Source organism: Mycobacterium sp. NGS33, assembly GCF_059812885.1.
The window spans coordinates 245722-266579 of record NZ_JCALDN010000002.1 but is presented as its reverse complement, the minus strand read 5'-3'; the positions used below and the strand labels follow the sequence as shown (position 1 = coordinate 266579).

Here is a 20858-nt window from a genome sequence, read left to right as displayed (position 1 = left end):
AGACCGGGTCGACGACGAAAACTCACCGCGTCGTCCACCCGCGCAACAGTGCTTAACCGGCCTATGTAACGTCAGATCGCATGAGCACCGTCAGCAGCAGCCCCGAGACGGTTGAGTTTGCCGGCGTCGGCGGGATCAATCTGGTCGCCGACGAATGGAATCGCGGCTCCGACGGCGCCGGGCGGCCGAGCATCCTGATGCTGCACGGGGGCGGCCAGAACCGGTTTTCCTGGAAAAACACCGGTCAAACGCTGGCCGATGAGGGGCTGCACGTGGTGGCGCTGGACTCGCGGGGCCACGGAGACAGCGCCCGCTCGCCCGACGCCGACTACGAGATCGAGACGCTGACGGGCGACGTCATGCGGGTCCTGGACGCGATCGGCCGGCCGGTCACCATCATCGGGGCCAGCATGGGCGGCCTGACGGGCATCCTCGCCGCGCACCGGGCCGGACCGGCGAAGGTGACCCGATTGGTGCTCGTCGACGTGGTCCCCCGATTCGAAAAGGGCGGCAGCGCCCGCATCCGCGACTTCATGTTCAGCGGCCTCGACGGCTTCGACTCGCTGGAGCAGGCCGCCGACGCCGTCGCCGCCTACCTGCCCTACCGGAGCAAGCCACGCAGCCCCGAGGGGCTGAAGAAGAACCTGCGCCTGCGCGACGGCCGCTGGTATTGGCACTGGGACCCGGCGTTCATGACCAAGCCGGGCGACGATCCCGAACTGCGCACCGAGAGCTTCGAGCAGGCCGCCAAGAACCTGACCATCCCCGTCCTGCTGATCCGCGGCAAGCTGTCCGACGTGGTGAGCCCCGAGGGTGTGCGGCACTTCCTGGCCACCGTCCCGCGCGCGGAGTTTGTCGAGCTGTCCAACGCCGGACACACCGCGGCCGGTGACGACAACGACGCGTTCAGCGACGCGGTGGTGGCGTTCGTCAACCGCCGCTAGTTCGCCGGCTTCTCGGCGTGGCCCCCGAACTGCTTGCGCATCGCCGAGAGCGCCTTGTTGGCGAAGTCGTCGAGCGAGCGCGAGGCGAAGCGGGACTGCAGCGCGGTCGTCAGCACCGGCGAGGGCACTCCCTCGTCGATGGCTGCGATGGCGGTCCAGCGACCCTCCCCGGAGTCGGAGACTCGGCCGGAGAACTCCTTCAGTTCCGGCGATTCGTGCAACGCGATCGCCGTCAGGTCCAGCAACCAGGAGCCGATCACGCTTCCCCGGCGCCACACCTCGGCGACCTCCGGAATGTCGAAGTCGTACTGGTAGAACTCGGGGTGCTCGAGCGGTGCGGTTTCGGCGTCGCCCTCCTGCACCTGCTTGCCGATGTCGGCGTTGCGCAGGATGTTCAGCCCCTCGGCGAGCGAGGCCATCATGCCGTACTCGATGCCGTTGTGCACCATCTTCACAAAGTGCCCGGCACCCGACGGGCCGCAATGCAGGTAGCCCTGCTCCGACCGCGCGACCTCGCCTTCGCGACCCGGTGTGCGCGCCGCGGCGTCGACGCCCGGTGCCACGCTGGCGAAAATCGGCTCGGCGTGCAGGAAAGCCTCGTCGTCGCCGCCGATCATCAGGCAGTAGCCGCGCTCGCGACCCCACACGCCGCCGCTGGTGCCGCAGTCGAGTAGGTGAATGCCCTTCTCCGACAGCGTCTTTGCGTGGCGGATGTCGTCGCGGTAGTAGGAGTTGCCGCCGTCGATAACGATGTCTCCGGCGTCCAGCGTTTTGGCCAGCTCCTCGATCACCCCGGTGGTGATGGTCCCGGCCGGCACCATCACCCAAACCAGCCGCGGTGCCTTCAGCTTCTCGGCGAGTTCTTTCAGCGAGGACACCCCGGTGGTTTTGTCCTCCCCCGCCATCGCCTTGACCGCGTCGGGATTGTGGTCGTACACCACACATTCGTGTCCGTCCTTGACGACGCGGCGGACGATGTTCGCGCCCATCCGGCCGAGGCCGATCATTCCAAGCTGCATCGTGTCTCTAGTCTCCTTACTGTTTCTTGGGCGTGCTGCGCGGCAGCCACGGCTCTTGCCAGCTGTGGTGACCACGCAGCAGCGCATGCGCGGCCTCGGGCCCCCAGGAGCCCTGGTCGTAGTGGCGGATTCGGCCCGGCTTGTCCAGCACCGGCTGCACGATTCGCCACGTCTCTTCGATGGCGTCTTCGCGGGCGAACAACTGGTGATCACCGTTGAACGCGGCGTAGAGCAGGCGTTCGTAGGGCCGTACCGGTTCGCCGAGGTCCTCGGCGAACGACGAGTCCAGGTGCACGTCGTGCCACGAGTCGCCGGCCTGTGCGGACAACTGCAGCCGCATCCCGGGATCGGGGTCGATGCGTAACACGATCTGGTTGCACTCGGGTGGCCGGCGATTGGGCAGAAACGAAAACCCGGGAACGTGGTGCAGAAACATCCGGACCTCGGTGACCTTGTCCGGCAGCGCTTTTCCGGCGCGCAGGAAGATCGGCACTCCCGCCCACCGCCAGTTGTCGATCTCGGTCCGCAGCGCAATATAGGTCTCGGTGGTGGAATCCTTTGCGACACCGGGGACATCGGTATAGCCACGGTATTGCCCGCGCACGCAGCGCTCCGGGTCCAGGGCGGGCATCGCCCGGAAGACCTCGGCCTTCTTGTCGTTCAGGTCGTCGGCGCCGGCGCCGACCGGGGGCTCCATGGCGACCAGGGCGAGCACCTGCAGCAGGTGGTTTTGCACGACGTCGCGAAGCGCGCCCACGGCGTCGTAGAACTTGCCGCGGTCCTCGATCCCGAAGTCCTCGGCCATGGTGATGTGGATCTCGGAGATGCTGTCGCGATCCCACAGCTTGGCCAGGCCGTTGTTCGCGAACCGCAGGTATTGCAGTTCCTCGACGGGTTGTTTGCCCAAAAAGTGGTCCACGCGCAGGATTTGGTCTTCGTCGAGCACCGCGCGCAGCCGTGCGTTGAGGTCGCGCGCCGAGTCCAGGTCGTGGCCGAACGGTTTTTCCACCGCCACCCGGGCCCGTTCCAGCAGGTCGGCCTTCGCCAGGTTCTCCACGATGGGCGCGAACAAAGCGGGCGGCATTTCCAGGTAGTAGAGCGGATGGGAGTCCGACGGGATCTTCTTGGCGAGCTGCGTGTAGAGGTCGGCGTCGGTGACGTCGCCGTGTAGGTAGGACAGCCGGTCCGCCAGCCGATCGAAGACGGCGTCGTCGAACTGCTCCCCCGATGCCTTGATGGCGTCGCGCGCCCGGTCCCGCAGTTGTTCGACGGTGATGTCGTCACTGGCCACGCCCACGATCGGGTGGTTAAGCATGTGGCGGCGCTCGAGGCGGTACAGCGCCCGGAAGGTCATCTTGCGCGCCAGGTCACCGGTGATTCCGAAGATCACTAGCAGGTCAGATGGGTTACTGTCGTCCTCGGCCAAAACCGCTCCTCCCGAAAGTCACCTGATCGGCTCCCTTGAGATCACTACCCGCGGCCGGCGGACTCAACACTAGACACTGCCGATAGGGCCGACAACCTGGGCGGACCGCGGCCTTGAAAGGATGACCGGCATGGCTGACGCGCTGCACGTCACGGTGTACGTTCTCGCCGGGATCGCCGCGGTCGAAGGTATCGCACTGATCGTGTTGTGGCGGTTGCTGGTGCGCAGTCAGCAGCAGCTTGACGAGCTGCGCCAGCGGACCGATGCCCGCAACCAGTTGCTGTCGGGCGGCCGCGAGGCCGTCAAACGGGTGTGGAACACCGCCAACCTGATGCGCAAGGAAGGCTTCGGCGCGGCGGTGCGCAGCAGCATCGAAGACCTCGCGGACTGGGCCGAAGTCGAGCGACCCGACCTTGCCCGCGTCACCCCGGACGGGCGGGTGGTGATCTTGTTCTCCGACATCGAGGAGTCCACCGCGCTCAACGAGCGGATCGGCGACCGGGCCTGGGTGAAGCTGATCAGCTCGCACGACAAGCTGGTCTCGGATCTGGTGCGGCGACGGTCCGGACACGTGGTGAAGAGCCAGGGCGACGGATTCATGATCGCGTTCGCCCGCGCCGAGGAAGCGGTCCAGTGTGGCATCGACCTGCAGGACGCGTTGCGCCGGGAGGCAAAACGCAAGCGGCGCGAGGAGATTCGCGTTCGGATCGGGATCCACATGGGCCGATCGGTGCGCCGTGGTGACGATCTGTTCGGCCGCAACGTGGCGATGGCGGCACGCGTCGCCGCGCAAGCGGTGGGCGGGCAGATCTTGGTGAGTCAGTCGGTGCGAGAAGCGCTTTCCGATTCCGACGGCATCCGGTTCGACGACGGCCGCGATGTGGAGTTGAAGGGGTTTTCGGGCACCTACCGGTTGTTCGCCGTCGAGTCCCCGGGCGATTCCGAGCCGGACTGAACGCCGTCGCCGTTGTATTCGGCCAACCGCTGGTGCAGGCGATCGCGGACCTCGTCCGCGGTATAGGCCCGCCGCTTGCGCTGGTCGCGGACGACGAGTACGCCCCCGGCGACAACACCGGCGGCACCGGCCAATCCCAGCCACTTCCACACATTGCGCATGGCATCAGGCTATGCGTCGCCGGGTCGTTATGGCCCGGTTGTGATTGACTTGTGTGCCCGCAACGTACGGCACCGCCTCGCGCGCGCCGTGCCCCGCGGGCTGACACTGGCGACCACGACGGCGAAAGCCGCAGCGGCGGACGGGCTTACGACAATGCTCCCCTTGAACCAAGCGCTCGAAGAGACCCGCACCGGCGACCTTTGGCTGTTTCGCGGCGGCTCGGGACCGGACCGCGCGATCCAGACGCTGACGAACAGCCCGGTGAACCACGTCGGCATGACGGTGGCCATCGACGACCTACCGCCGCTGATCTGGCACGCCGAACTGGGCGACAAGCTCGTCGACCTGTGGACCGGAACGAATCATCGTGGGGTGCAACTGAACGACCTTGCCCAGTCGGTGATGCAGTGGTCGCAGCGTTACCACCAGCGGTGCTGGCTACGTCAGCTGACGCCGCCGGCCACCCGGGAGCAAGAGAACAAGCTGCTGCGGGTGATCGCGCGGATGGACGGCACCGCGTTTCCCACCACCATGCGTTTGACCGGCCGGTGGCTGCGCGGCAGGCTCCCGAACGCATACGACTGGGCGCGAGGAATCCCGTTCGTGGACAAAAAGGTTCGGGAATCGACGCAGCGGCGCAAGGAACGCCAGCGGCTCGGGTTGGAAGTGGCCTACTGCGCGGAGACGGTGGCCATCACCTACGAGGAAATGGGATTGCTCAGCACGGAGAAGTATTCGAATTACTTCGATCCGGGATCGTTCTGGAGCGGTGACCGGCTTCCCCTGGCACCGGGCTATGCCCTGGGCGACGAGATCGAGATCGCGATCGGCTAGTCCGGGATCAGTCGACCGCCAACTCGCCCATCTCCGACCAGCCCGTGGCGTCGATGGTCTGGTTGATGATCTTGGGCGTGGACTTCAGCGCCTGCGGGACTTCGGCCACGAAGCGCTTGAAGTGGTCGCTGTTGACGTGGGCGCCGCCGGCCTCATCGTCGCGGAAAGCCTCCACCAGGACGTACTCCGCGGGGTTATCCAGGCTGCGCGACCATTCGAACCACAGGTTGCCCTCCTCGGCCCGGGTGGCCGCGGTGAACGAGGCGACGAAATCCGGCCAGCGGTCGGTCCAGTCGGGTCTGGTTTCGAACTTGACGACGATGAAGATCATTGCGGCCCCGCCTCGGTTCGTTGCTTGCCGTTACGCCCGCCCCGGTCTCCGCGGGCAGCGCCAGCCTATCCGGCCGCGGCTGGTGCCGCGCCGCCCCGCCGTGGCGATGATGATCGTAATTTCCTTAGGTAAAGGTCAGAGCAAAGTGTGCTCATGCGTCACGCAGGACCCATGAGCACACTTTGGCCGCACCATTGCAGTGGCAGAGCTCACATACCAGGCGATTCCGGACGCATTTCACTATTCGGCGCAGCGGCCGGATTATCGCCTGCGGGACCGCCGGGATAATTTATTTTGACGAACTGCGGCAGGCCTATTTTGTTATTGATTCGCAATTCCCGCGTAGCCGGAGAAAGGCAATTCACACCCCGGGCGGAGGCGCAGCCGGTGGCATCGCGGCGTCGATGAGAACGGCCGGCGGCGGCGCATCCGGCGGTGGCGGAGCGTCCGGGGGCGGCGGAGCGTCCGGGGGCGGCGGCGGGGCGTCCGCCGGCGGCGGCGGGGCGTCCGGCGGGGGCGGCGGCCCGAACAACGGCGGCGGCGGCGCGTCTTCCGCGGGTAGCGGGAGGAACATGTGGTGCGTGAATCCGGCCTGGTAGGCGCCCGCTCCACCGACATGCACCCCGCCACGCTCACCGCTGGAAACCGCCGTTCCATCCGGCAGCGTCACCGCGGTGTGGCCACCGTTCCAGCCGATGACCAACGCGTTGGGGGCGGTTCCATATTGGAAGCCCCGCGCCAGCAATGCACCCTCTTCGTTTCCTGTGTTGAATCGATCGCCGAAAACGGGCCTATCAGATGCTGCATTAGCAATCCAGGACGCAAGTCCCGAACAATCCGTCCCTGCGGGCGAATCTCCACCCGAGATATAGGGCGTGCCGGAGACCTGATTGATCAACGACATCAATGTTGCAATAACGACCATGGGCAGGGAGGCTAGCAATAACATTTATTGTGAGCCAAAATTTGTGGCGCAGGTCATTCGCCAATCGGACCATGACGCGTACCGCACGTAGAGCAAACTTATTACACACCGGTATATTTTCGGCTGCTAATTACCTGCGGTTCCGCAGCGCCGGTTCCCCGGCCCCCTGCAAACGCTTCCCCGGATGCTCGCTAGGCCCCGTCGCGGTTCCGTTCGCTGTGCGCCGTCTCCCGATCGACGTCGGCGTGCTCTCGCTTAGCGCGCGGCGACCCAAGGCGTCGAATCAGACCGGCGTCCAGATGCCGTTGTTCCAGATCCCCCAATTCCCGGCACCGGTCGGGTTCCACATCATCTGCGCGCCGGGCGCCCAGGCCGGTTGCGGTGGCTGCGGCGGCGCCCACGGCGGCGGCGGTCCCCAGGGGCCCCACCCCGCCGGGGCGGACGGGCCGCCCGGGCGTTGCCAGTCGTGGCATTGATGCCAGTCCCAGTCCAAGACGTTGCCCCAGGTCGGGTTCCACGGATCGCCCGGGCACCAGTGGCCGGTGGGTGCCGGGGGCGGTGCCGCCGCCACGACGGGGCCGCCGGCCAGCCCCAGAACGGACAGCGCCACCGCGCCGCCCACCACCACGCTCGCCGTCCGCCGCACCGCGCGCTTCACAGTCGCCATCTCCTAAGAATTTCCCCCGACGGTGATCCGGGCAAGTAGAAGTTCGGATTCCTTCACACCGTCACAGTCCGAACTTGGACCGAGCCTCCGGCGTCACCGGGGTGAACAGGTTGACCAGGTTTCCATCCGGATCCCGGAACAACAGCGCGCGGTTGCCCCAGGGCATGGTGGTCGGCTCCGTTACGACCTCGGCGATGTGCTGTCGAAGCCGCTCGTATTCGGAGTCCACGTCCTCGACGATGAATTCCAGGATGGCGCTGCGATTGGCCGCGGGTTCGGCGGACCCGTCGCCGAACAGCGGGACGGTCTTGTCGCTACCGATCGCCAGCGTGCCGATCGGCGTCGGGATCTCGGCGAACAGCTCGTTGCCCCAGATCGCCGAGACGCCGGTGACCAGCTGGTAGAAATCGACGAGCCGCCTGACGTCGGCCGTGATGATGCGGGTCGAAATGAACTTCATGCGGTGCCTCCAGGTGCGATAGGTGTCTGAGGACCGCATGCTAAACGCCGCCTCCGACAACCGGGGCGCCGTCACGGGGGTGCGGCCCCGGCGCCCGTCGCCTCACCGGGACGGAAGGGTTCTCCTGGCCTGCCTTGCGACGCCCGGCACCGTATTCGCCAGGTCCGTCCGGCTCCTGGAGAAGGCACGGATCGCACGATAGAACGACCAAAGTTGGCGGGGCGTAGGGATTTTCGGCACCCAGGCCAGTTCCCAATGAATCCCGTTGATCGGGTCGTCCAAGAAGACCGCGTAGTAGCCGGGCCAGTACTGCGGGTAATCCTGGGGCTCGTCGGTGACCGGGATGCCGCGCGCGACCAAGAATTCGCGGTGGAATCGGTCGACCTCCGCCCTGTTGCGCGCCCACAACGCGATGTGGTTGATGCCGACCGCCTGCTCGGTGTGCGTCAGCTTCGCGCCGCTGCGCGCGGGCTGGATGCCGATGTAGCTGTGCGGGTTGACGTTTCGCGTCATGTAGTACGTCGATTGGTACTCCATGTCGAGCGACGAGAAGCTGCTGTAGCCGAGCCAACCGAATAATGCGTCGTAGAACGCGATGGAGTCGTCGTAGTCCAGCACCGCGAACTCGACGTGACACACACCCCGCCACCGCATCGTGTCTGACCTTAGTCGTCCGTGAAATCCACTGCCTTGCCGCGCATCGCGCTGACGGCCTTCAAGGACAGTGCGCCCGCGGGGACGGCGACGATGACCGCGATCGCGAGCGCGAGGACCGAATCGAGCCAGAAGAAGCGTCCAGTCAACGCGATCACAGCACCAGCGACGGCAACGGCCGCGGCCGACGCGGCGTCGGCGAGGGTGTCCAGCAGGACCGAGCGCATGTGCAGGTCCTCGCTTGCGGCCGAGGCGCCCAGCACCCACGCCCCCACCAACAGGACGGCCATGGTGACCGCACTGACGATCGACACCGGCAGGCCGTGCACCGCGGGAACGCCGCGAATCAGCCGGCGCATCGCTTCCACCACGATCAACACCGCCACCACCAGGAGCGCAACGCCGTTGATCAGCGCCACCGCCGGTATCGCCAGCCGACGCCGGGCATACGTCGTACGGTCCCGGACGGTGACGGCGATCAGACCGAGCAGCAGCGCAACAGAATCCGCGGCGGTGTCACCCGCCGCCGCGAGCACACCAACCGAATGTGCGACCAGGCCCACGATGACCAGCGCGGCGATGAGCGAAACGTTGAGTCCGAGGACGATCCCCAGTCGCCTTCGCTGGCTCACGCGCGACGCAGGCGCGTCTCGTCAAACCGTTGTTCGGACCACCGCCGCCAAGCGGCCGCCGCCTGCTCGCGCACCAGCCAGCGATAGATCATCGTGCGAGCGTATTCGGTGCGTGCTCCCCGCCGCGGCGAAACGCAACCGGGCGCGGTATCCATGACAGGACCCTCGGCATCGTCGCCCGGCTGCGCGAACTGACCGGCGGCGCGCATGGTTACATGGATCAGTCAGCAAACCCGGATTAGTCCAATCCCCTTCGCCCGTCTGAATTCAGGGAGTCATCCATGGCCGACGCCGAAGCCGCGGCGATCCGAGCGGCGCGAAACAACTGGATCAGTGAGCACCTGGACACCTACCTGAGTTCGGGTGGCGCGCGCGGCCACATCTTCGACGTCAGTGCGGTCGGGGGCCGCGAGATGACGACGCACTGCTTGATCAGGTGCGTGGGCCGCAAGTCGGGGAAAATTTATATCCGGCCGTTGATCTACGGCAACTTCGGCGGCGAGATCGTGATCGTCGCGTCGAAGGGCGGCGCCGACACGCATCCGGGTTGGTACCTGAATATCTTGGCGAGCAACACAATCGGCCTGCAGATCGCGACCCAGGCGTTCGAGGCCACGTGGCGGGAACCCGAAGGCGAGGAACGGCATCAAGTGTGGTCCTACATGGCTCACCTGTACCCGCCGTACATCTCCTACCAGAAATCGACGACCCGCCAGATACCCCTGGTGATGTTGACGCCCGTGCGGCCGATCGACGTCTTCTCCGCGCAGGACTCGCAGTAAACGCCTGACGCGCCCGCGGTGTTCGCTACACGTTGAAGCGGAACTCGACCACGTCGCCGTCGGCCATCACGTAGTCCTTGCCCTCCATGCGGACCTTGCCCGCCGCCTTGGCGGCCGCCATCGAGCCCGCGGCGATCAGGTCGTCGTAGGACACGATCTCGGCCTTGATGAAGCCCTTTTCGAAATCGGTGTGAATCACCCCGGCGGCCTTGGGTGCGGTGTCGCCCTGGTGAATCACCCACGCGCGCGCCTCTTTTGGGCCGGCAGTGAGGTAGGTCTGCAGCTTGAGGGTGTGAAAACCGGCCCGCGCCAACGCATCCAGTCCACGCTCGGTTTGCCCGATGGACTCCAGCAGCTCGGCCGCCGACTCGTCGTCGAGCTCTTGCAGTTCGGCCTCGATCTTCGCGTCGAGGAACACCGCGTCGGCGGGGGCGACCATCGCGGACAGCTCGGCCCTGCGGGCATCGTCGGTCAGCACGGACTCGTCGGCGTTGAACACGTACAGAAACGGCTTGGTGGTCATCAGATTCAGCTCGCGCAGCGGCGCGGCGTCGACCCCGGCCGCGAACAGCGTCTTGCCCGAGTCCAGCACCGCCTCCGCGGCGACGGCCGCCTGGTGCACCGGCTTGCGCTCCTTATTGTTGCGGGCTTCTTTCTCCAGCCGCGGGACGGCCCTCTCCAGGGTCTGCATGTCGGCCAGGATCAGCTCGGTCTCGATCACCTCGATGTCGGCGCGCGGATCGACCTTGCCGTCGACGTGCACCACGTCGTCGTCGGCGAACACCCGCACCACCTGGCAGATCGCGTCACACTCGCGGATGTTGGCCAGGAACTTGTTGCCCAGGCCGGCGCCCTCGGAGGCGCCCTTCACGATCCCGGCGATGTCGACGAACGTGACCGGCGCCGGGACGATCTTCTCGGAATCGAACATCTCGGCGAGCTTGTCCAGCCGGGAATCGGGCAGCGGGACGACGCCCTCGTTGGGCTCGATCGTCGCGAACGGATAGTTGGCCGCCACCACGTTGTTCCGGGTCAGCGCGTTGAACAAGGTCGACTTGCCGACGTTGGGCAACCCCACTATTCCCAGGCTCAGGCTCACGGGGAACCAAGTCTAGGGGTCTTGGCCGCGGCGCGAGCCGGGGACCATTGGACACCGGCGTTCGCGCGCCCCGGTAGGGCACGCCCAGGATCCCCACGAGGTATTTACGGGCCTTTCGCCCCATTCCCGGTACGGTCTACATGTGTCAGCACAGCGGGCAAGTTCGACGGTGGAGGATGGTCACCGTTCGATCCTTCCGAACATCCCAGGTGTCCCCTGGTACGCAGCCCTGCTCATCGCCGTCACCGCGACCGCCATCGGCTACGGAATCGACGCTGGTCACAAGGAACTGACCCACGTCTTCGCGGGCTTCTATATAGCCGGCTGCGTCGCGGCGGTGCTGGCGGTGCGCCAGGACGGCATCTTCACCACGATCATCCAGCCGCCCCTGATCCTGTTCGGCGCGGTGCCGGGCGCCTACTGGCTGTTCCACGACGCCAAGGTCGGCCGCCTCAAAGACCTGCTGATCAACTGCGGCTATCCGCTGATCGAGCGTTTCCCGCTGATGCTGGGCACCGCCGGCGGTGTACTGGCGATCGGACTGGCCCGTTGGTATTTCGGAAACGCTTACCAGGCAAGGACATCGGCGAGCACCTCTGAAGACGCTTCGGAGGCCGCCGGCGTCGACGTCAAGTCCTTCTTCAACGGCATCGTCGCCAAGGCGCAGTCGGTGTTGCAGTCCGATGCCGACACCGACGACGCCGACGAGACCAGCGACGCCCGACGGGGCCGCAGGTCGGGTCCGTCGTCGAGGACGCGCCGCACCACCCGCACCACTCGCTCCACCGCGCGTTCGGCCCGGAGCCGCTCTCGGCACTCCCGCGAGCCGTTGGGCGATGGGTCCGAACCGGTCGAGCGGCCCGAACGTCCGAGGCGGAGCACCCGCCGCACCGCGGCGTCGGCCCGCGACTATGACGCCGCCGAGCCGCCCCGGCGGGCCCGGCGCCGGCCCAGGCCGGACGCCGACGCCGACGCGCGTGGCCAAGCGCGGGAACCGCGTCGCGAACCGCGCACCCGCCGCAGTCCCTACGACCGGCCCACCCCGCGGAGCAGCCGTTTCGACGGTTTCGAGCCCTATGGGGACAGGTATGAGCCGCCGAGCGGCCCGACTTCCGGGGGCCGCTATGACGGCCGCTACGAGAGCCGCGAGCCCTACGAGCCGCCCTATGAACCGCGGCGCCGGCGGCCCCCGTCAACCGGCTCCAACGGGACGACCCATCACCCCATCTCGCAGGTCCGCTACCGGGGCGCCGGTTCCCAGGAACCGCCCCGCGAGCCGCACACCGAGCGCCGCAGCCGCTCGCGGACGCCCGGGCGGTCACCGGCGGACTCGTGGGAATACGACGTCTAGCGGCTCAGCGAACTGAGCGGATCTCCCGCGGCAACGCGAACACCAGGGTCTCCTGCGCGGTCGTGACCGGCTGCACCACGTCGAAGCCGCATTCGGCCAGTCGCGCCAGCACGCCCTCCACCAGGACCTCCGGAACCGACGCCCCGGAGGTGACGCCCACCGTGGTGACGCCTTCCAGCCATGCCGGGTCGATGTCGTCGGCCCAGTCCACCAGGTGTGCGGCCGCGGCCCCGCCACCCAGCGCGACCTCCACGAGGCGCACCGAGTTCGAGGAGTTGCGGGACCCGACGACGATCACCAGCTCGCACTCCGGCGCCATCGCCTTGACCGCGACCTGGCGGTTCTGGGTCGCGTAGCAGATGTCGTCGCTGGGCGGATCCTGCAGCTTGGGGAATCGCTGCCGCAGCCGCTCGACGATTTCCATGGTCTCGTCGACCGACAGCGTGGTCTGCGAGAGCCACACCACCTTGTTCTCGTCGCGCACCGTCACGTGGTCCACGGCGGCGACCCCGTCGACCAGCTGCACGTGGTCCGGCGCCTCCCCGGCGGTGCCGACGACCTCCTCGTGGCCCTCATGGCCGATGAGCAGAATGTCGTAGTCGTTGCGGGCGAAACGCCTGGCCTCGTTGTGCACCTTGGTCACCAGCGGGCAGGTCGCGTCGATGGTGTGCAGGTTGCGGTCGGCGGCCGCGGCGTGCACCGTCGGCGCGACGCCGTGCGCGGAGAACACCACGATGGCCCCCTCGGGAACCTCGTCGGTCTCCTCGACGAACACCGCGCCGGCCTTTTCCAACGTGGTGACCACGTGGCGGTTGTGCACGATCTCGTGACGCACGTAGACCGGTGGTCCGTGCTTTTCCAGCGCGCGCTCCACGGTCTCCACGGCCCGGTCGACGCCCGCGCAGTAACCGCGCGGTTCGGCCAGCAGCACGCGCTTGCGGGCTGGGTCGCCGGCTGCCGAACGCGCTGGTCCTCCCACACGGCCGGGAATCCCCATGTCGATAGTCGGCGGCATGCCGTCCAGGGTACTTACCGCGGACACGGGCTTGCCAGCTCGCGCCGGTGGGCTTGGAGTTAGCCGCCGCTTAGGGCAATCTTGGACCCATGGGCACTGCACCGTATGGCGTTCGGCTGCTGGTCGGCGCGGCAACAGTCGCGGTCGAAGAGACCATCAGGCTGCCGAAAACCATCCTGATGTACCCGATGACACTGGCCAGCCAGGCCGCGCACATCGTGATGCGCTTCCAGCAGAACCTCGCCGAGCTGGCCATCAAGGGTGACAGCACGCTGGAATCGATCTTCCCGCCCAAGGACGAGAAGCCGGAATGGGCGACCTTCGACGAGGACCTCGTCGACGCGGTCGACGGGGCGTACGGCGCGTTGCAGGACGGCGGTGAGGGCGAGCGCAGGGCCGAAGGCCGGTTCGCGCTGTACTCGGTGGCCGACGCGCACGAAGACGCCAGCGCGCTGACCCGGCCCACCCGTCAGGCGAAGAAGCCGGCGGCCGGCGCCTCGGTTCCGCAGCCGGAAGTGGTCACCGAGCTCGACTACACCTCGCTGACGCTGGCGCAGCTACGGGCGCGCCTGCAGTCGCTGAGCGTGGACGAACTCGAAGCGCTGCTGGCCTACGAGCAGGCGACCAAGGGCCGTGCGCCGTTTCAGACGCTGCTCGCCAACAGGATCACCCGCGCGAACGCGAAGTGACCCCGGCCGTTACCTCCGAACCGAACTCCGCCGAGAACCCGTTTCCGGTGCGCGCGGTGGCCATCCGGGTCGCTGGCTGGATCGACAAGCTGGGCACCGTCTGGGTCGAGGGTCAGCTGGCCCAGGTTTCGATGCGGCAGGATTCCAAAACCGTGTTCATGGTGCTGCGTGACCCGGCCGCTGATATGTCGCTGACCGTGACCTGCCCGCGTGATCTGGTGCTGAACGCCCCGGTGAAGCTGGCCGAGGGCACCCAGGTGGTGGTTCGCGGCAAGCCGTCGTTCTACACGGGTCGGGGCACATTTTCGTTGCGGCTCAGCGAGATTCGCGCCGTCGGGGTGGGCGAGTTGTTGGCCCGCATCGACCGGCTGCGCCGGCTGCTGGACGCCGAAGGCCTCTTCGATCCTCGGCTCAAGCGACCGATCCCCTTCCTGCCCAACATGATTGGGCTGATCACCGGCCGCGCCAGCGCCGCCGAACGCGACGTGACCACCGTGGCGGCCGCGCGCTGGCCCGGGGTGCGCTTCGCGGTGCGTAACACCGCCGTGCAGGGGCCCAACGCGGTCGCCCAGATCGTCGAGGCGCTGGGCGACCTCGACCGCGACGCCGAGGTCGACGTCATCGTGATCGCTCGCGGCGGCGGCAGCGTGGAGGACCTGCTGCCGTTCTCCGACGAGACGCTGTGCCGTGCCATCGCGGCGTGCCGTACCCTGGTGGTCAGCGCGGTTGGCCACGAGCCCGACAACCCGCTGTGCGATCTGGTCGCCGATCTGCGCGCGGCCACCCCCACCGACGCGGCGAAGAAGGTGGTGCCCGATACCGCTGCCGAGCGGCGGCTGCTCGACGACCTGCGCCGGCGCAGCGCCCAGGCGTTGCGCAACTGGGTGACCCGCGAGCAACGGTCCCTGGCCCAGATCCGCAGCCGCCCGGTGCTGGCCGAGCCGCTGGCAGCGTTGACGGCGCGCGCCGAGGAGGTGCACCGGGCGCGGGCGGCGATGCGCCGGGACATCACGCGGCTGGCCGCCACCGAGACCGAGCGGGTCGGCCACCTGCGCGCGCGGCTGGCGACGTTGGGGCCGGCGGCCACGCTGGCCCGCGGTTACGCCATCGTGCAAACCACCGTGCAGGCCGTCGGGGCGACGAGCCGGGTGTTGCGGTCGGTCGACGACGCCCCGGCGGGCACGCGGCTGCGGGTGCGGGTGGCTGACGGCGCCGTGGCCGCGGTGAGCGAAGGGCGGTCGGATGGCGCGTAGCAACGACGGCGGGGACGACTCCGCGGCCCCGCAGGAGAGCGGGTCGATTACGCCTATTAGTCATCTGGCGTATGAGGCCTGCCGCGACGAACTGATCGAAGTCGTGCGGGTGCTCGAGCAGGGCGGCCTGGATTTGGACGAGTCGCTGAAATTGTGGGAAAGGGGTGAGCAGCTGGCTAAACGGTGCGAGGAGCACTTAGCTGGAGCCCGCAAGAGGATCGAGGATGCGCTCGCGGCCGGCGAGCCTGAGGATGCCTGAATTCGGCGACATCGGGGGTTTTGTTGAGAAACTTTTTTTCGAACTGGAACACGTTTCAGTTATGCTTCGGCCATGGGTGATCCATCGCTGACGGCCGAACTCGGCCGCGTCCTGGTCACCGGGGGCTCGGGATTCGTCGGGGCCAACCTGGTGTCCACCTTGCTCGATCGCGGACACTTCGTCCGGTCCTTCGACCGTGTGCCCTCGCCGCTGCCGGCGCATCCGCGGCTCGAGGTGCTCGAGGGTGACATCACCGACACGGCCGTGTGCGCCCAGGCGGTCGACGGCGTCGACACCGTCTTCCACACCGCGGCGATCATCGATCTGATGGGCGGCGCGTCGGTGACCGACGAGTACCGGCAGCGCAGCTTCGGGGTCAACGTCGGGGGCACCGAGAACCTGGTCCGCGCCGGGCAGGCCGCCGGGGTGCAGCGTTTCGTCTACACCTCGTCCAACAGCGTCGTCATGGGCGGTCAGAACATCGTCAATGGTGACGAGACGCTGCCCCACACCAACCGGTTCAACGACCTCTACACCGAGACCAAGGTGCTCGCCGAGCGATTCGTCTTGGGGCAGAACGGCGTTGACGGGCTGTTGACGTGTGCGATTCGGCCCAGCGGCATCTGGGGCCGCGGCGACCAGACGATGTTCCGCAAGCTGTTCGAAAGCGTGATCGCCGGTCACGTCAAGGTGCTGATCGGCCGCAAATCGGCCCGTCTGGATAACTCCTACGTGCACAACCTGATTCACGGTTTCATCCTGGCCGCCGAACACCTGACGCCCGGCGGCACCGCACCCGGCCAGGCGTATTTCATCAACGACGCCGAGCCGATCAACATGTTCGAGTTCGCCAGGCCGGTGGTCGAGGCGTGCGGGGAGAAGTGGCCGCGGGTCCGGGTGAACGGGCCGATGGTGCGTGCGGCGATGACGGGCTGGCAGCGGTTGCATTTCCGGTTCGGGATACCGGCGCCGCTGCTCGAGCCGCTCGCCGTCGAGCGGCTGTATCTGGACAATTTCTTTTCGATCGCGAAGGCCTCGCGCGACCTCGGTTACCAGCCGCTGTTCACCACCGAACAGGCGCTGTCGGAGTGCCTGTCGTACTACGTCGAGATGTTCGACCAGATGAAGCGACAAGCGTTGGCGGGCAAGGCATCCGCCTAGCGGAAGCTCACCATGTCGCTGCCCCAGGCGGCGCGGATGTTGGCGTCGATGTCGTGCGCGACGGTGTCGCTGCGGCCGATGACCAAGCAGGAACGGTCGTCCTCCGCATAGGGAGTCCATTCCGGCGCGCCGGCGGGACCGGTGGGCCTGGCATGCGCGGCGAAGTTGGTCCATCGGGTGCGCACCCTCTTGGACACCGCCTTGGCGGCCTTGGTGCCGCCGAGCTTCAGCGTGGGATCCTTGGGCGCGCCGAGATTGCCCCAGACGAACGGCAATTCGGTGGCATGCGCGGCCCCGACCATGAGCAGCTTCAACAACGGGGTGGCGTAATCGAACCGGTACAGATACACCGGCGCCACCCTGGCGTGCCCCTCGGCGATCCACACCGACGGCATCCGGAAGCCGACGTCGGTCGCGATGCTCAAACTCCTTGCCCTGCGCCGCAATCGCGAATACGCCGAGCCGATCTCCTCCTCGGTGGGCAATTGCAGATCGGGTTGTTCGGCGGCGATCTGGTTGAACATCGAGGTGATCGCGCTCGGCGTGATCGGCATCAGCGGCGAGCGCATCAACCGGAAGAGCGCCGCCTCGTGCTTGTTGGTGCCGATGATCAACGGGACCGGCTGTGAGCGGCCTTCCTGGGCGAGCTTGACCGGATAGTCGCTGAGCACATCGCCGTCGACGATCGGGACGAACGCCAGCGTTCCCGGGTTGCGCACCGGCACCTCGTCGAACACCTGTTGCGTCGCGGCCAGGATCGCCGCCATCGGGATGTCGATGAGGCGCCGCGATTCCGTCGGGGCGATTCCCAGCCGGTCGAGGAACGCCCGGGCCACCCGGCCGGCGCGTTCGCGGTCGTACACCGAAGTGGCCGGGGAGCTTTGCGCGATCGCCCGGGCGAACAGACCCTCGGCGGCGGGGCTGGCCAGCAGCGTGGTGACCATCCCGGCCCCGGCGGACTCGCCGAACAGCGTGACCCGCGCCGGATCACCGCCGAAGGCGGCGATGTTGTCGCGCACCCACTGCAGGGCCGCGACGGCGTCGCGCAGCCCGACGTTGGAGTCGAAATGCCGCCCACCGGAGTCGAACGGTGACAGGTCGAGAAAGCCGAGCACCCCGAGCCGATAGTTGACGGTCACCACGACGACGTCGCCGTGGCTGACCAGCCTGCGGCCGTCGTAGAGCGTCTGGCTGCTCGAACCAAGGACGTAGGCGCCGCCGTGCAGCCAGACCATCACCGGCTTGGTGTCGCCGGGCCGGGTGTCAGAAGACGCCCAGACGTTGAGCCGCAAGCAGTCTTCGCCCTGCGGCGCGCCCAGATCCAGTGGCATGTTGGGAAACACCGGCTGCGGGCAGGCCGGCCCGAACGCGGTGGCGTCGGCGACCTCGCTGCTGCGCGCGGGCGGCTGCGGCGCCTTGAACCGCAGCTCGCCCACCGGTGCCGCCGCGTACCGAACGCCCTTCCACGCCTTGACGCCGTCCACTTCGATGCCCCGAACCGGGCCGTAGCTGGTTTCGACCACCAGGTCGTCGTTAGCCATGCGCGTGCGAAATCTCCTGGACGAACCTAGAAAAGGCGTTGCGTGAGGAACTCGACCACTCGCTTACGGGCTTCGTAGGCGGGGTGGCCATCGAGCTCGCGGACCTCGTCGGTGAGCACCGAGTGCGCCATCTTGCCGAAGCCGTGCTGATTGGTGGGACCCGAATCGATGTCGATCACCTCGAAGGCGTCGCCGAGGCGTTGTTTGAGCGTCACGAACCGCTCGCCGGGCGACATCTTGTCCTCGCTGAACCGCAATCCCATGGCGCACAGGCCATCATTGGCGCACCGATCGGCCACGGTGGCCAGCTCGGATTCGCTCAAGCCGGGATCGCTGCGCCGCGCGGCTCCGAGCGGGAACGGCACCGACGGCTGGGAGAGCACCGGCGCCAGCACGCTGTCGTCGACCGCGGCCGCCAGCGCGAAGCCCCCGGTGAAGCACTGGCCGATCACCCCGACGCCCTTGCCGGGCGTCGAAGCGTTGAGGTCACGGGCCAGCGCACGCAGGAACGACGCCACAGGTCGCTGCTTGTTCAACGCGAGCGCCGCGAATTCCCTTGCCACGCAGGCACGTCCGATGGCGCCTAGGAGATAACCCGCCGTCTTGGCCTTGCCCGGGCGGCCGAACAGCGACGGCATGGCGACGGTGAAGCCGTTGTCCACCAGGTGATTACCCAGTGCGAGCACGCCGGGATGGATCCCCGGGATCTCCGGAATCAGCACCACCCCGGGGCCGCTGCCCTTGCGGTAGACGTCATGGGTGTATCCGCCGCCGCTGAAAGGGGCCGCCGACCATCCGGACAGGTCGGCCTCTGGTGCAGTCACGTCGATGCGACCCCTCTGCTCGCGCGGGTGGATTAGCGGCTGGGCAAAGGCGGTTGCGATTGCGTCGCCGACGCCAGCGTACGGAACTGATCGGTGTTTCCGGCGCCGGTTATCGCAATTTGGGTCGCGCCGCCCGGGCCGCTGAGCCGGGTCGTCCAGATCGGCTCGGCGTCCGCGCCGTTCTGACCGGAACCCTGATAGACCACCCAACCGGTGCCGCTGACGTCGACGGTCCCCGTGGGGTAGGCCGACGGGTGAATCGAATTGACCAGCTTGTCCTCGTCGGCGTTGCTCTGGGTCAGGCTCAGGTATAGCCCGGTCGGGGTGATGTAGCCGACGACCGATACGGGAGCGTTGAGCCGTTGACCGTTCGCGGGGTCGGTCCGCCCGCCCTGGATGCCCCCGCGGTGACCGGAGTTGGCCTGCCAGCCGGCGGGCAGCTGCGGCTGGCGGATGGGAAAACCGAGCGCGGAGGCGTCCGCGCGCAGGGCCGCGCCCGCGTCATACGACGGGACGGGGCCCTGGTGGTGGCCGAACTGGACCGAGCACATGCCGAGCATGCCGGCCAGCACGATGCACCCGATCACCAGCGGTATCAGCGACCAGAACATGTCCCGGCCGTCCTGCAACAACCGGGGTTTGGCCGGCCTGGGCGCCGGCCCCGCTTGCGGAGACGGCGCGCCGGCCACGCTCCCATCAAGCTGGGCATTCAGCGGCCGCTCGTCCGTCATCCCCCAAGTATCCCAGTTCCAGCGGACCGATCCGCTTCTGGGACAATCAACAACCATGACAGTTGAGGGCAACCACTCGACCGCCACCGCCGGCCGGGCCCCCGCGCAGGGGCGACCGCGCGGTGAGGCCCCAGACCGCAACCTGGCTTTGGAGCTGGTACGCGTCACCGAGGCCGGGGCCATGGCCGCAGGTCGCTGGGTCGGCCGGGGCGACAAAGAGGGCGGCGACGGGGCGGCCGTCGATGCGATGCGCGAGCTGGTCAACACGGTGTCCATGCGCGGCGTCGTCGTCATCGGCGAGGGCGAAAAGGACCACGCGCCGATGCTCTACAACGGCGAGGAGGTCGGCAACGGCGACGGCGCGGAGTGCGACTTCGCCGTCGACCCCATCGACGGCACCACGCTGATGAGCAAGGGCATGCCCAACGCCATCTCCGTGTTGGCGGTGGCCGACCGCGGCGCGATGTTCGACCCGTCGGCGGTGTTCTACATGAACAAGATCGCCGTCGGGCCCGAGGCCGCTCACGTGCTCGACATCACCGCGCCGATCGCCGAGAACATCAAGGCCGTCGCCAAGGTCAAGGCGTTGTCGGTGCGCGACATGACCGTGTGCATCCTGGACCGGCCGCGGCACGCCCAGCTGATCCACGAGGTCCGGGCGACCGGCGCCCGCATCCGGCTGATCACCGACGGCGACGTGGCCGGCGCGATCTCGGCCTGCCGGCCGCATTCGGGCACCGACATGCTGGCCGGGATCGGCGGCACGCCGGAAGGCATCATCGCCGCCGCCGCCATCCGGTGCATGGGCGGGGCGATCCAGGCGCAGCTGGCCCCCACCGACGACGAGGAACGCCAGAAGGCCATCGACGCCGGCTACGACCTCGACCAGGTGCTGACCACCGAGGACCTGGTGTCCGGGGAGAACGTGTTCTTCTGCGCCACCGGGGTCACCAGCGGCGACCTGCTCAAGGGCGTGCAGTACTACCCCGGTGGCTGCACCACCCAGTCGATCGTCATGCGGTCGAAGTCGGGCACCGTGCGCATGATCGAGGCCTACCACCGGCTGTCGAAGCTCAACGAGTACTCCGCCATCGACTTCACCGGCGATACCTCCGCCGCCTATCCCCTGCCCTGACCACCGATC

25 protein-coding genes are annotated in these 20858 nt (G+C 67.6%); 10 read left to right on the top strand and 15 right to left on the bottom strand.

The window, feature by feature from the left end; all coding sequences use genetic code 11:
- The first annotated feature begins 80 nt into the window (after positions 1-80).
- Complete coding sequence (locus AC5Y5B_RS05370; protein WP_112635614.1) at positions 81-944, top strand: alpha/beta fold hydrolase; 864 nt, start codon at positions 81-83, stop codon at positions 942-944.
- On the opposite strand, the gene gnd is transcribed toward AC5Y5B_RS05370, so the two are convergent.
- Both gnd and AC5Y5B_RS05360 read right to left on the bottom strand, forming a co-directional pair.
- The gene (gene gnd / locus AC5Y5B_RS05365; RefSeq protein WP_112635616.1) at positions 941-1963 is read right to left on the bottom strand and encodes a phosphogluconate dehydrogenase (NAD(+)-dependent, decarboxylating); all 1023 of its coding nucleotides are present in this window, start codon (positions 1961-1963) and stop codon (positions 941-943) included. The genes AC5Y5B_RS05370 and gnd overlap by 4 nt on opposite strands.
- A gap of 16 nt (positions 1964-1979) precedes the next feature.
- Complete coding sequence (locus AC5Y5B_RS05360; protein ID WP_112635618.1) at positions 1980-3389, bottom strand: glucose-6-phosphate dehydrogenase; 1410 nt, start codon at positions 3387-3389, stop codon at positions 1980-1982.
- Between the two features lie 121 nt (positions 3390-3510).
- Between AC5Y5B_RS05360 and AC5Y5B_RS05355 the strand changes: the two genes are divergently transcribed.
- Positions 3511-4344, top strand: coding sequence for an adenylate/guanylate cyclase domain-containing protein (locus AC5Y5B_RS05355; RefSeq protein ID WP_112635620.1), 834 nt, complete (start codon positions 3511-3513; stop codon positions 4342-4344).
- On the opposite strand, the gene AC5Y5B_RS05350 is transcribed toward AC5Y5B_RS05355, so the two are convergent.
- Positions 4296-4505 carry a hypothetical protein gene (locus AC5Y5B_RS05350; RefSeq protein WP_112635622.1) on the bottom strand — a complete coding sequence of 70 codons (210 nt, stop codon included), beginning with the start codon at positions 4503-4505 and terminating at the stop codon, positions 4296-4298. The genes AC5Y5B_RS05355 and AC5Y5B_RS05350 overlap by 49 nt on opposite strands.
- 154 nt (positions 4506-4659) lie before the next feature.
- On the opposite strand from AC5Y5B_RS05350, the gene AC5Y5B_RS05345 reads away from it, so the two are divergent.
- A complete protein-coding gene (locus AC5Y5B_RS05345; RefSeq protein WP_112635624.1) occupies positions 4660-5340 on the top strand; it encodes a guanylate cyclase in 681 nt (226 codons plus the stop codon).
- Between the two features lie 7 nt (positions 5341-5347).
- Here the strand turns inward: AC5Y5B_RS05345 and AC5Y5B_RS05340 are convergent, their stop codons facing one another.
- From AC5Y5B_RS05340 to AC5Y5B_RS05310, 7 genes are all read right to left on the bottom strand, one after another.
- Positions 5348-5671 carry a putative quinol monooxygenase gene (locus tag AC5Y5B_RS05340; protein ID WP_112635626.1) on the bottom strand — a complete coding sequence of 108 codons (324 nt, stop codon included), beginning with the start codon at positions 5669-5671 and terminating at the stop codon, positions 5348-5350.
- Between the two features lie 361 nt (positions 5672-6032).
- Positions 6033-6596: a peptidoglycan endopeptidase gene (locus AC5Y5B_RS05335; RefSeq protein WP_353852120.1), complete on the bottom strand. Its 564-nt coding sequence runs from the start codon at positions 6594-6596 to the stop codon at positions 6033-6035.
- 283 nt (positions 6597-6879) lie between these two features.
- Positions 6880-7263, bottom strand: a complete 384-nt coding sequence (locus AC5Y5B_RS05330; RefSeq protein ID WP_289176341.1) for an Mtp family mycobacterial-type pilin — start codon at positions 7261-7263, stop codon at positions 6880-6882.
- A 61-nt stretch (positions 7264-7324) separates the two neighbouring features.
- Positions 7325-7723: a VOC family protein gene (locus AC5Y5B_RS05325; RefSeq protein ID WP_112635770.1), complete on the bottom strand. Its 399-nt coding sequence runs from the start codon at positions 7721-7723 to the stop codon at positions 7325-7327.
- Between the two features lie 102 nt (positions 7724-7825).
- On the bottom strand, positions 7826-8377 hold the full coding sequence (locus tag AC5Y5B_RS05320) for a VOC family protein (RefSeq protein ID WP_112635772.1): 552 nt from the start codon (positions 8375-8377) through the stop codon (positions 7826-7828).
- 11 nt (positions 8378-8388) lie between these two features.
- On the bottom strand, positions 8389-9009 hold the full coding sequence (locus AC5Y5B_RS05315; RefSeq protein WP_112635774.1) for a cation efflux transmembrane domain-containing protein: 621 nt from the start codon (positions 9007-9009) through the stop codon (positions 8389-8391).
- Entirely contained in the window at positions 9006-9218 is a 213-nt protein-coding gene (locus tag AC5Y5B_RS05310; RefSeq protein ID WP_112635776.1) for a hypothetical protein, read from the bottom strand. Before AC5Y5B_RS05310 ends, AC5Y5B_RS05315 begins: the two co-directional genes overlap by 4 nt.
- Positions 9219-9290: 72 nt before the next feature.
- On the opposite strand from AC5Y5B_RS05310, the gene AC5Y5B_RS05305 reads away from it, so the two are divergent.
- Positions 9291-9791 (top strand): nitroreductase/quinone reductase family protein, encoded by a 501-nt coding sequence (locus AC5Y5B_RS05305; protein ID WP_112635778.1) that lies wholly within the window; start codon positions 9291-9293, stop codon positions 9789-9791.
- A 25-nt stretch (positions 9792-9816) separates the two neighbouring features.
- On the opposite strand, the gene ychF is transcribed toward AC5Y5B_RS05305, so the two are convergent.
- Positions 9817-10890 (bottom strand): redox-regulated ATPase YchF, encoded by a 1074-nt coding sequence (ychF, locus tag AC5Y5B_RS05300; RefSeq protein WP_112635780.1) that lies wholly within the window; start codon positions 10888-10890, stop codon positions 9817-9819.
- A gap of 142 nt (positions 10891-11032) precedes the next feature.
- Here ychF and AC5Y5B_RS05295 point away from each other — a divergent pair, with 142 nt between their 5' ends.
- Entirely contained in the window at positions 11033-12241 is a 1209-nt protein-coding gene (locus tag AC5Y5B_RS05295) for a DUF6542 domain-containing protein (protein ID WP_289176342.1), read from the top strand.
- 4 nt (positions 12242-12245) lie between these two features.
- Here the strand turns inward: AC5Y5B_RS05295 and AC5Y5B_RS05290 are convergent, their stop codons facing one another.
- Positions 12246-13256 carry a 4-hydroxy-3-methylbut-2-enyl diphosphate reductase gene (locus AC5Y5B_RS05290; protein ID WP_112635867.1) on the bottom strand — a complete coding sequence of 337 codons (1011 nt, stop codon included), beginning with the start codon at positions 13254-13256 and terminating at the stop codon, positions 12246-12248.
- 89 nt (positions 13257-13345) lie between these two features.
- On the opposite strand from AC5Y5B_RS05290, the gene AC5Y5B_RS05285 reads away from it, so the two are divergent.
- From AC5Y5B_RS05285 to AC5Y5B_RS05270, 4 genes are all read left to right on the top strand, one after another.
- Entirely contained in the window at positions 13346-13945 is a 600-nt protein-coding gene (locus AC5Y5B_RS05285; protein WP_112635865.1) for a lipid droplet-associated protein, read from the top strand.
- Positions 13942-15198: an exodeoxyribonuclease VII large subunit gene (gene xseA, locus AC5Y5B_RS05280; protein WP_289176343.1), complete on the top strand. Its 1257-nt coding sequence runs from the start codon at positions 13942-13944 to the stop codon at positions 15196-15198. Before AC5Y5B_RS05285 ends, xseA begins: the two co-directional genes overlap by 4 nt.
- Positions 15188-15457, top strand: a complete 270-nt coding sequence (locus AC5Y5B_RS05275) for an exodeoxyribonuclease VII small subunit (RefSeq protein WP_240631680.1) — start codon at positions 15188-15190, stop codon at positions 15455-15457. Before xseA ends, AC5Y5B_RS05275 begins: the two co-directional genes overlap by 11 nt.
- 72 nt (positions 15458-15529) lie before the next feature.
- Entirely contained in the window at positions 15530-16618 is a 1089-nt protein-coding gene (locus AC5Y5B_RS05270; protein ID WP_112631994.1) for a 3-beta-hydroxysteroid dehydrogenase, read from the top strand.
- Here AC5Y5B_RS05270 and AC5Y5B_RS05265 read toward each other — a convergent pair.
- The 3 genes from AC5Y5B_RS05265 to AC5Y5B_RS05255 are packed head-to-tail and all read right to left on the bottom strand — an operon-like array spanning position 16615 to position 19714.
- Positions 16615-18159, bottom strand: coding sequence for a carboxylesterase/lipase family protein (locus AC5Y5B_RS05265; protein WP_112631993.1), 1545 nt, complete (start codon positions 18157-18159; stop codon positions 16615-16617). The two genes, AC5Y5B_RS05270 and AC5Y5B_RS05265, sit on opposite strands and share 4 nt — an antisense overlap.
- Positions 18160-18185: 26 nt before the next feature.
- Entirely contained in the window at positions 18186-18983 is a 798-nt protein-coding gene (locus tag AC5Y5B_RS05260; RefSeq protein ID WP_112631992.1) for a dienelactone hydrolase family protein, read from the bottom strand.
- A gap of 32 nt (positions 18984-19015) precedes the next feature.
- Entirely contained in the window at positions 19016-19714 is a 699-nt protein-coding gene (locus AC5Y5B_RS05255) for a DUF4245 domain-containing protein (protein WP_500004197.1), read from the bottom strand.
- 55 nt (positions 19715-19769) lie between these two features.
- Between AC5Y5B_RS05255 and glpX the strand changes: the two genes are divergently transcribed.
- A complete protein-coding gene (gene glpX, locus AC5Y5B_RS05250; protein ID WP_500004195.1) occupies positions 19770-20849 on the top strand; it encodes a class II fructose-bisphosphatase in 1080 nt (359 codons plus the stop codon).
- The last annotated feature ends 9 nt before the right edge of the window (positions 20850-20858 follow it).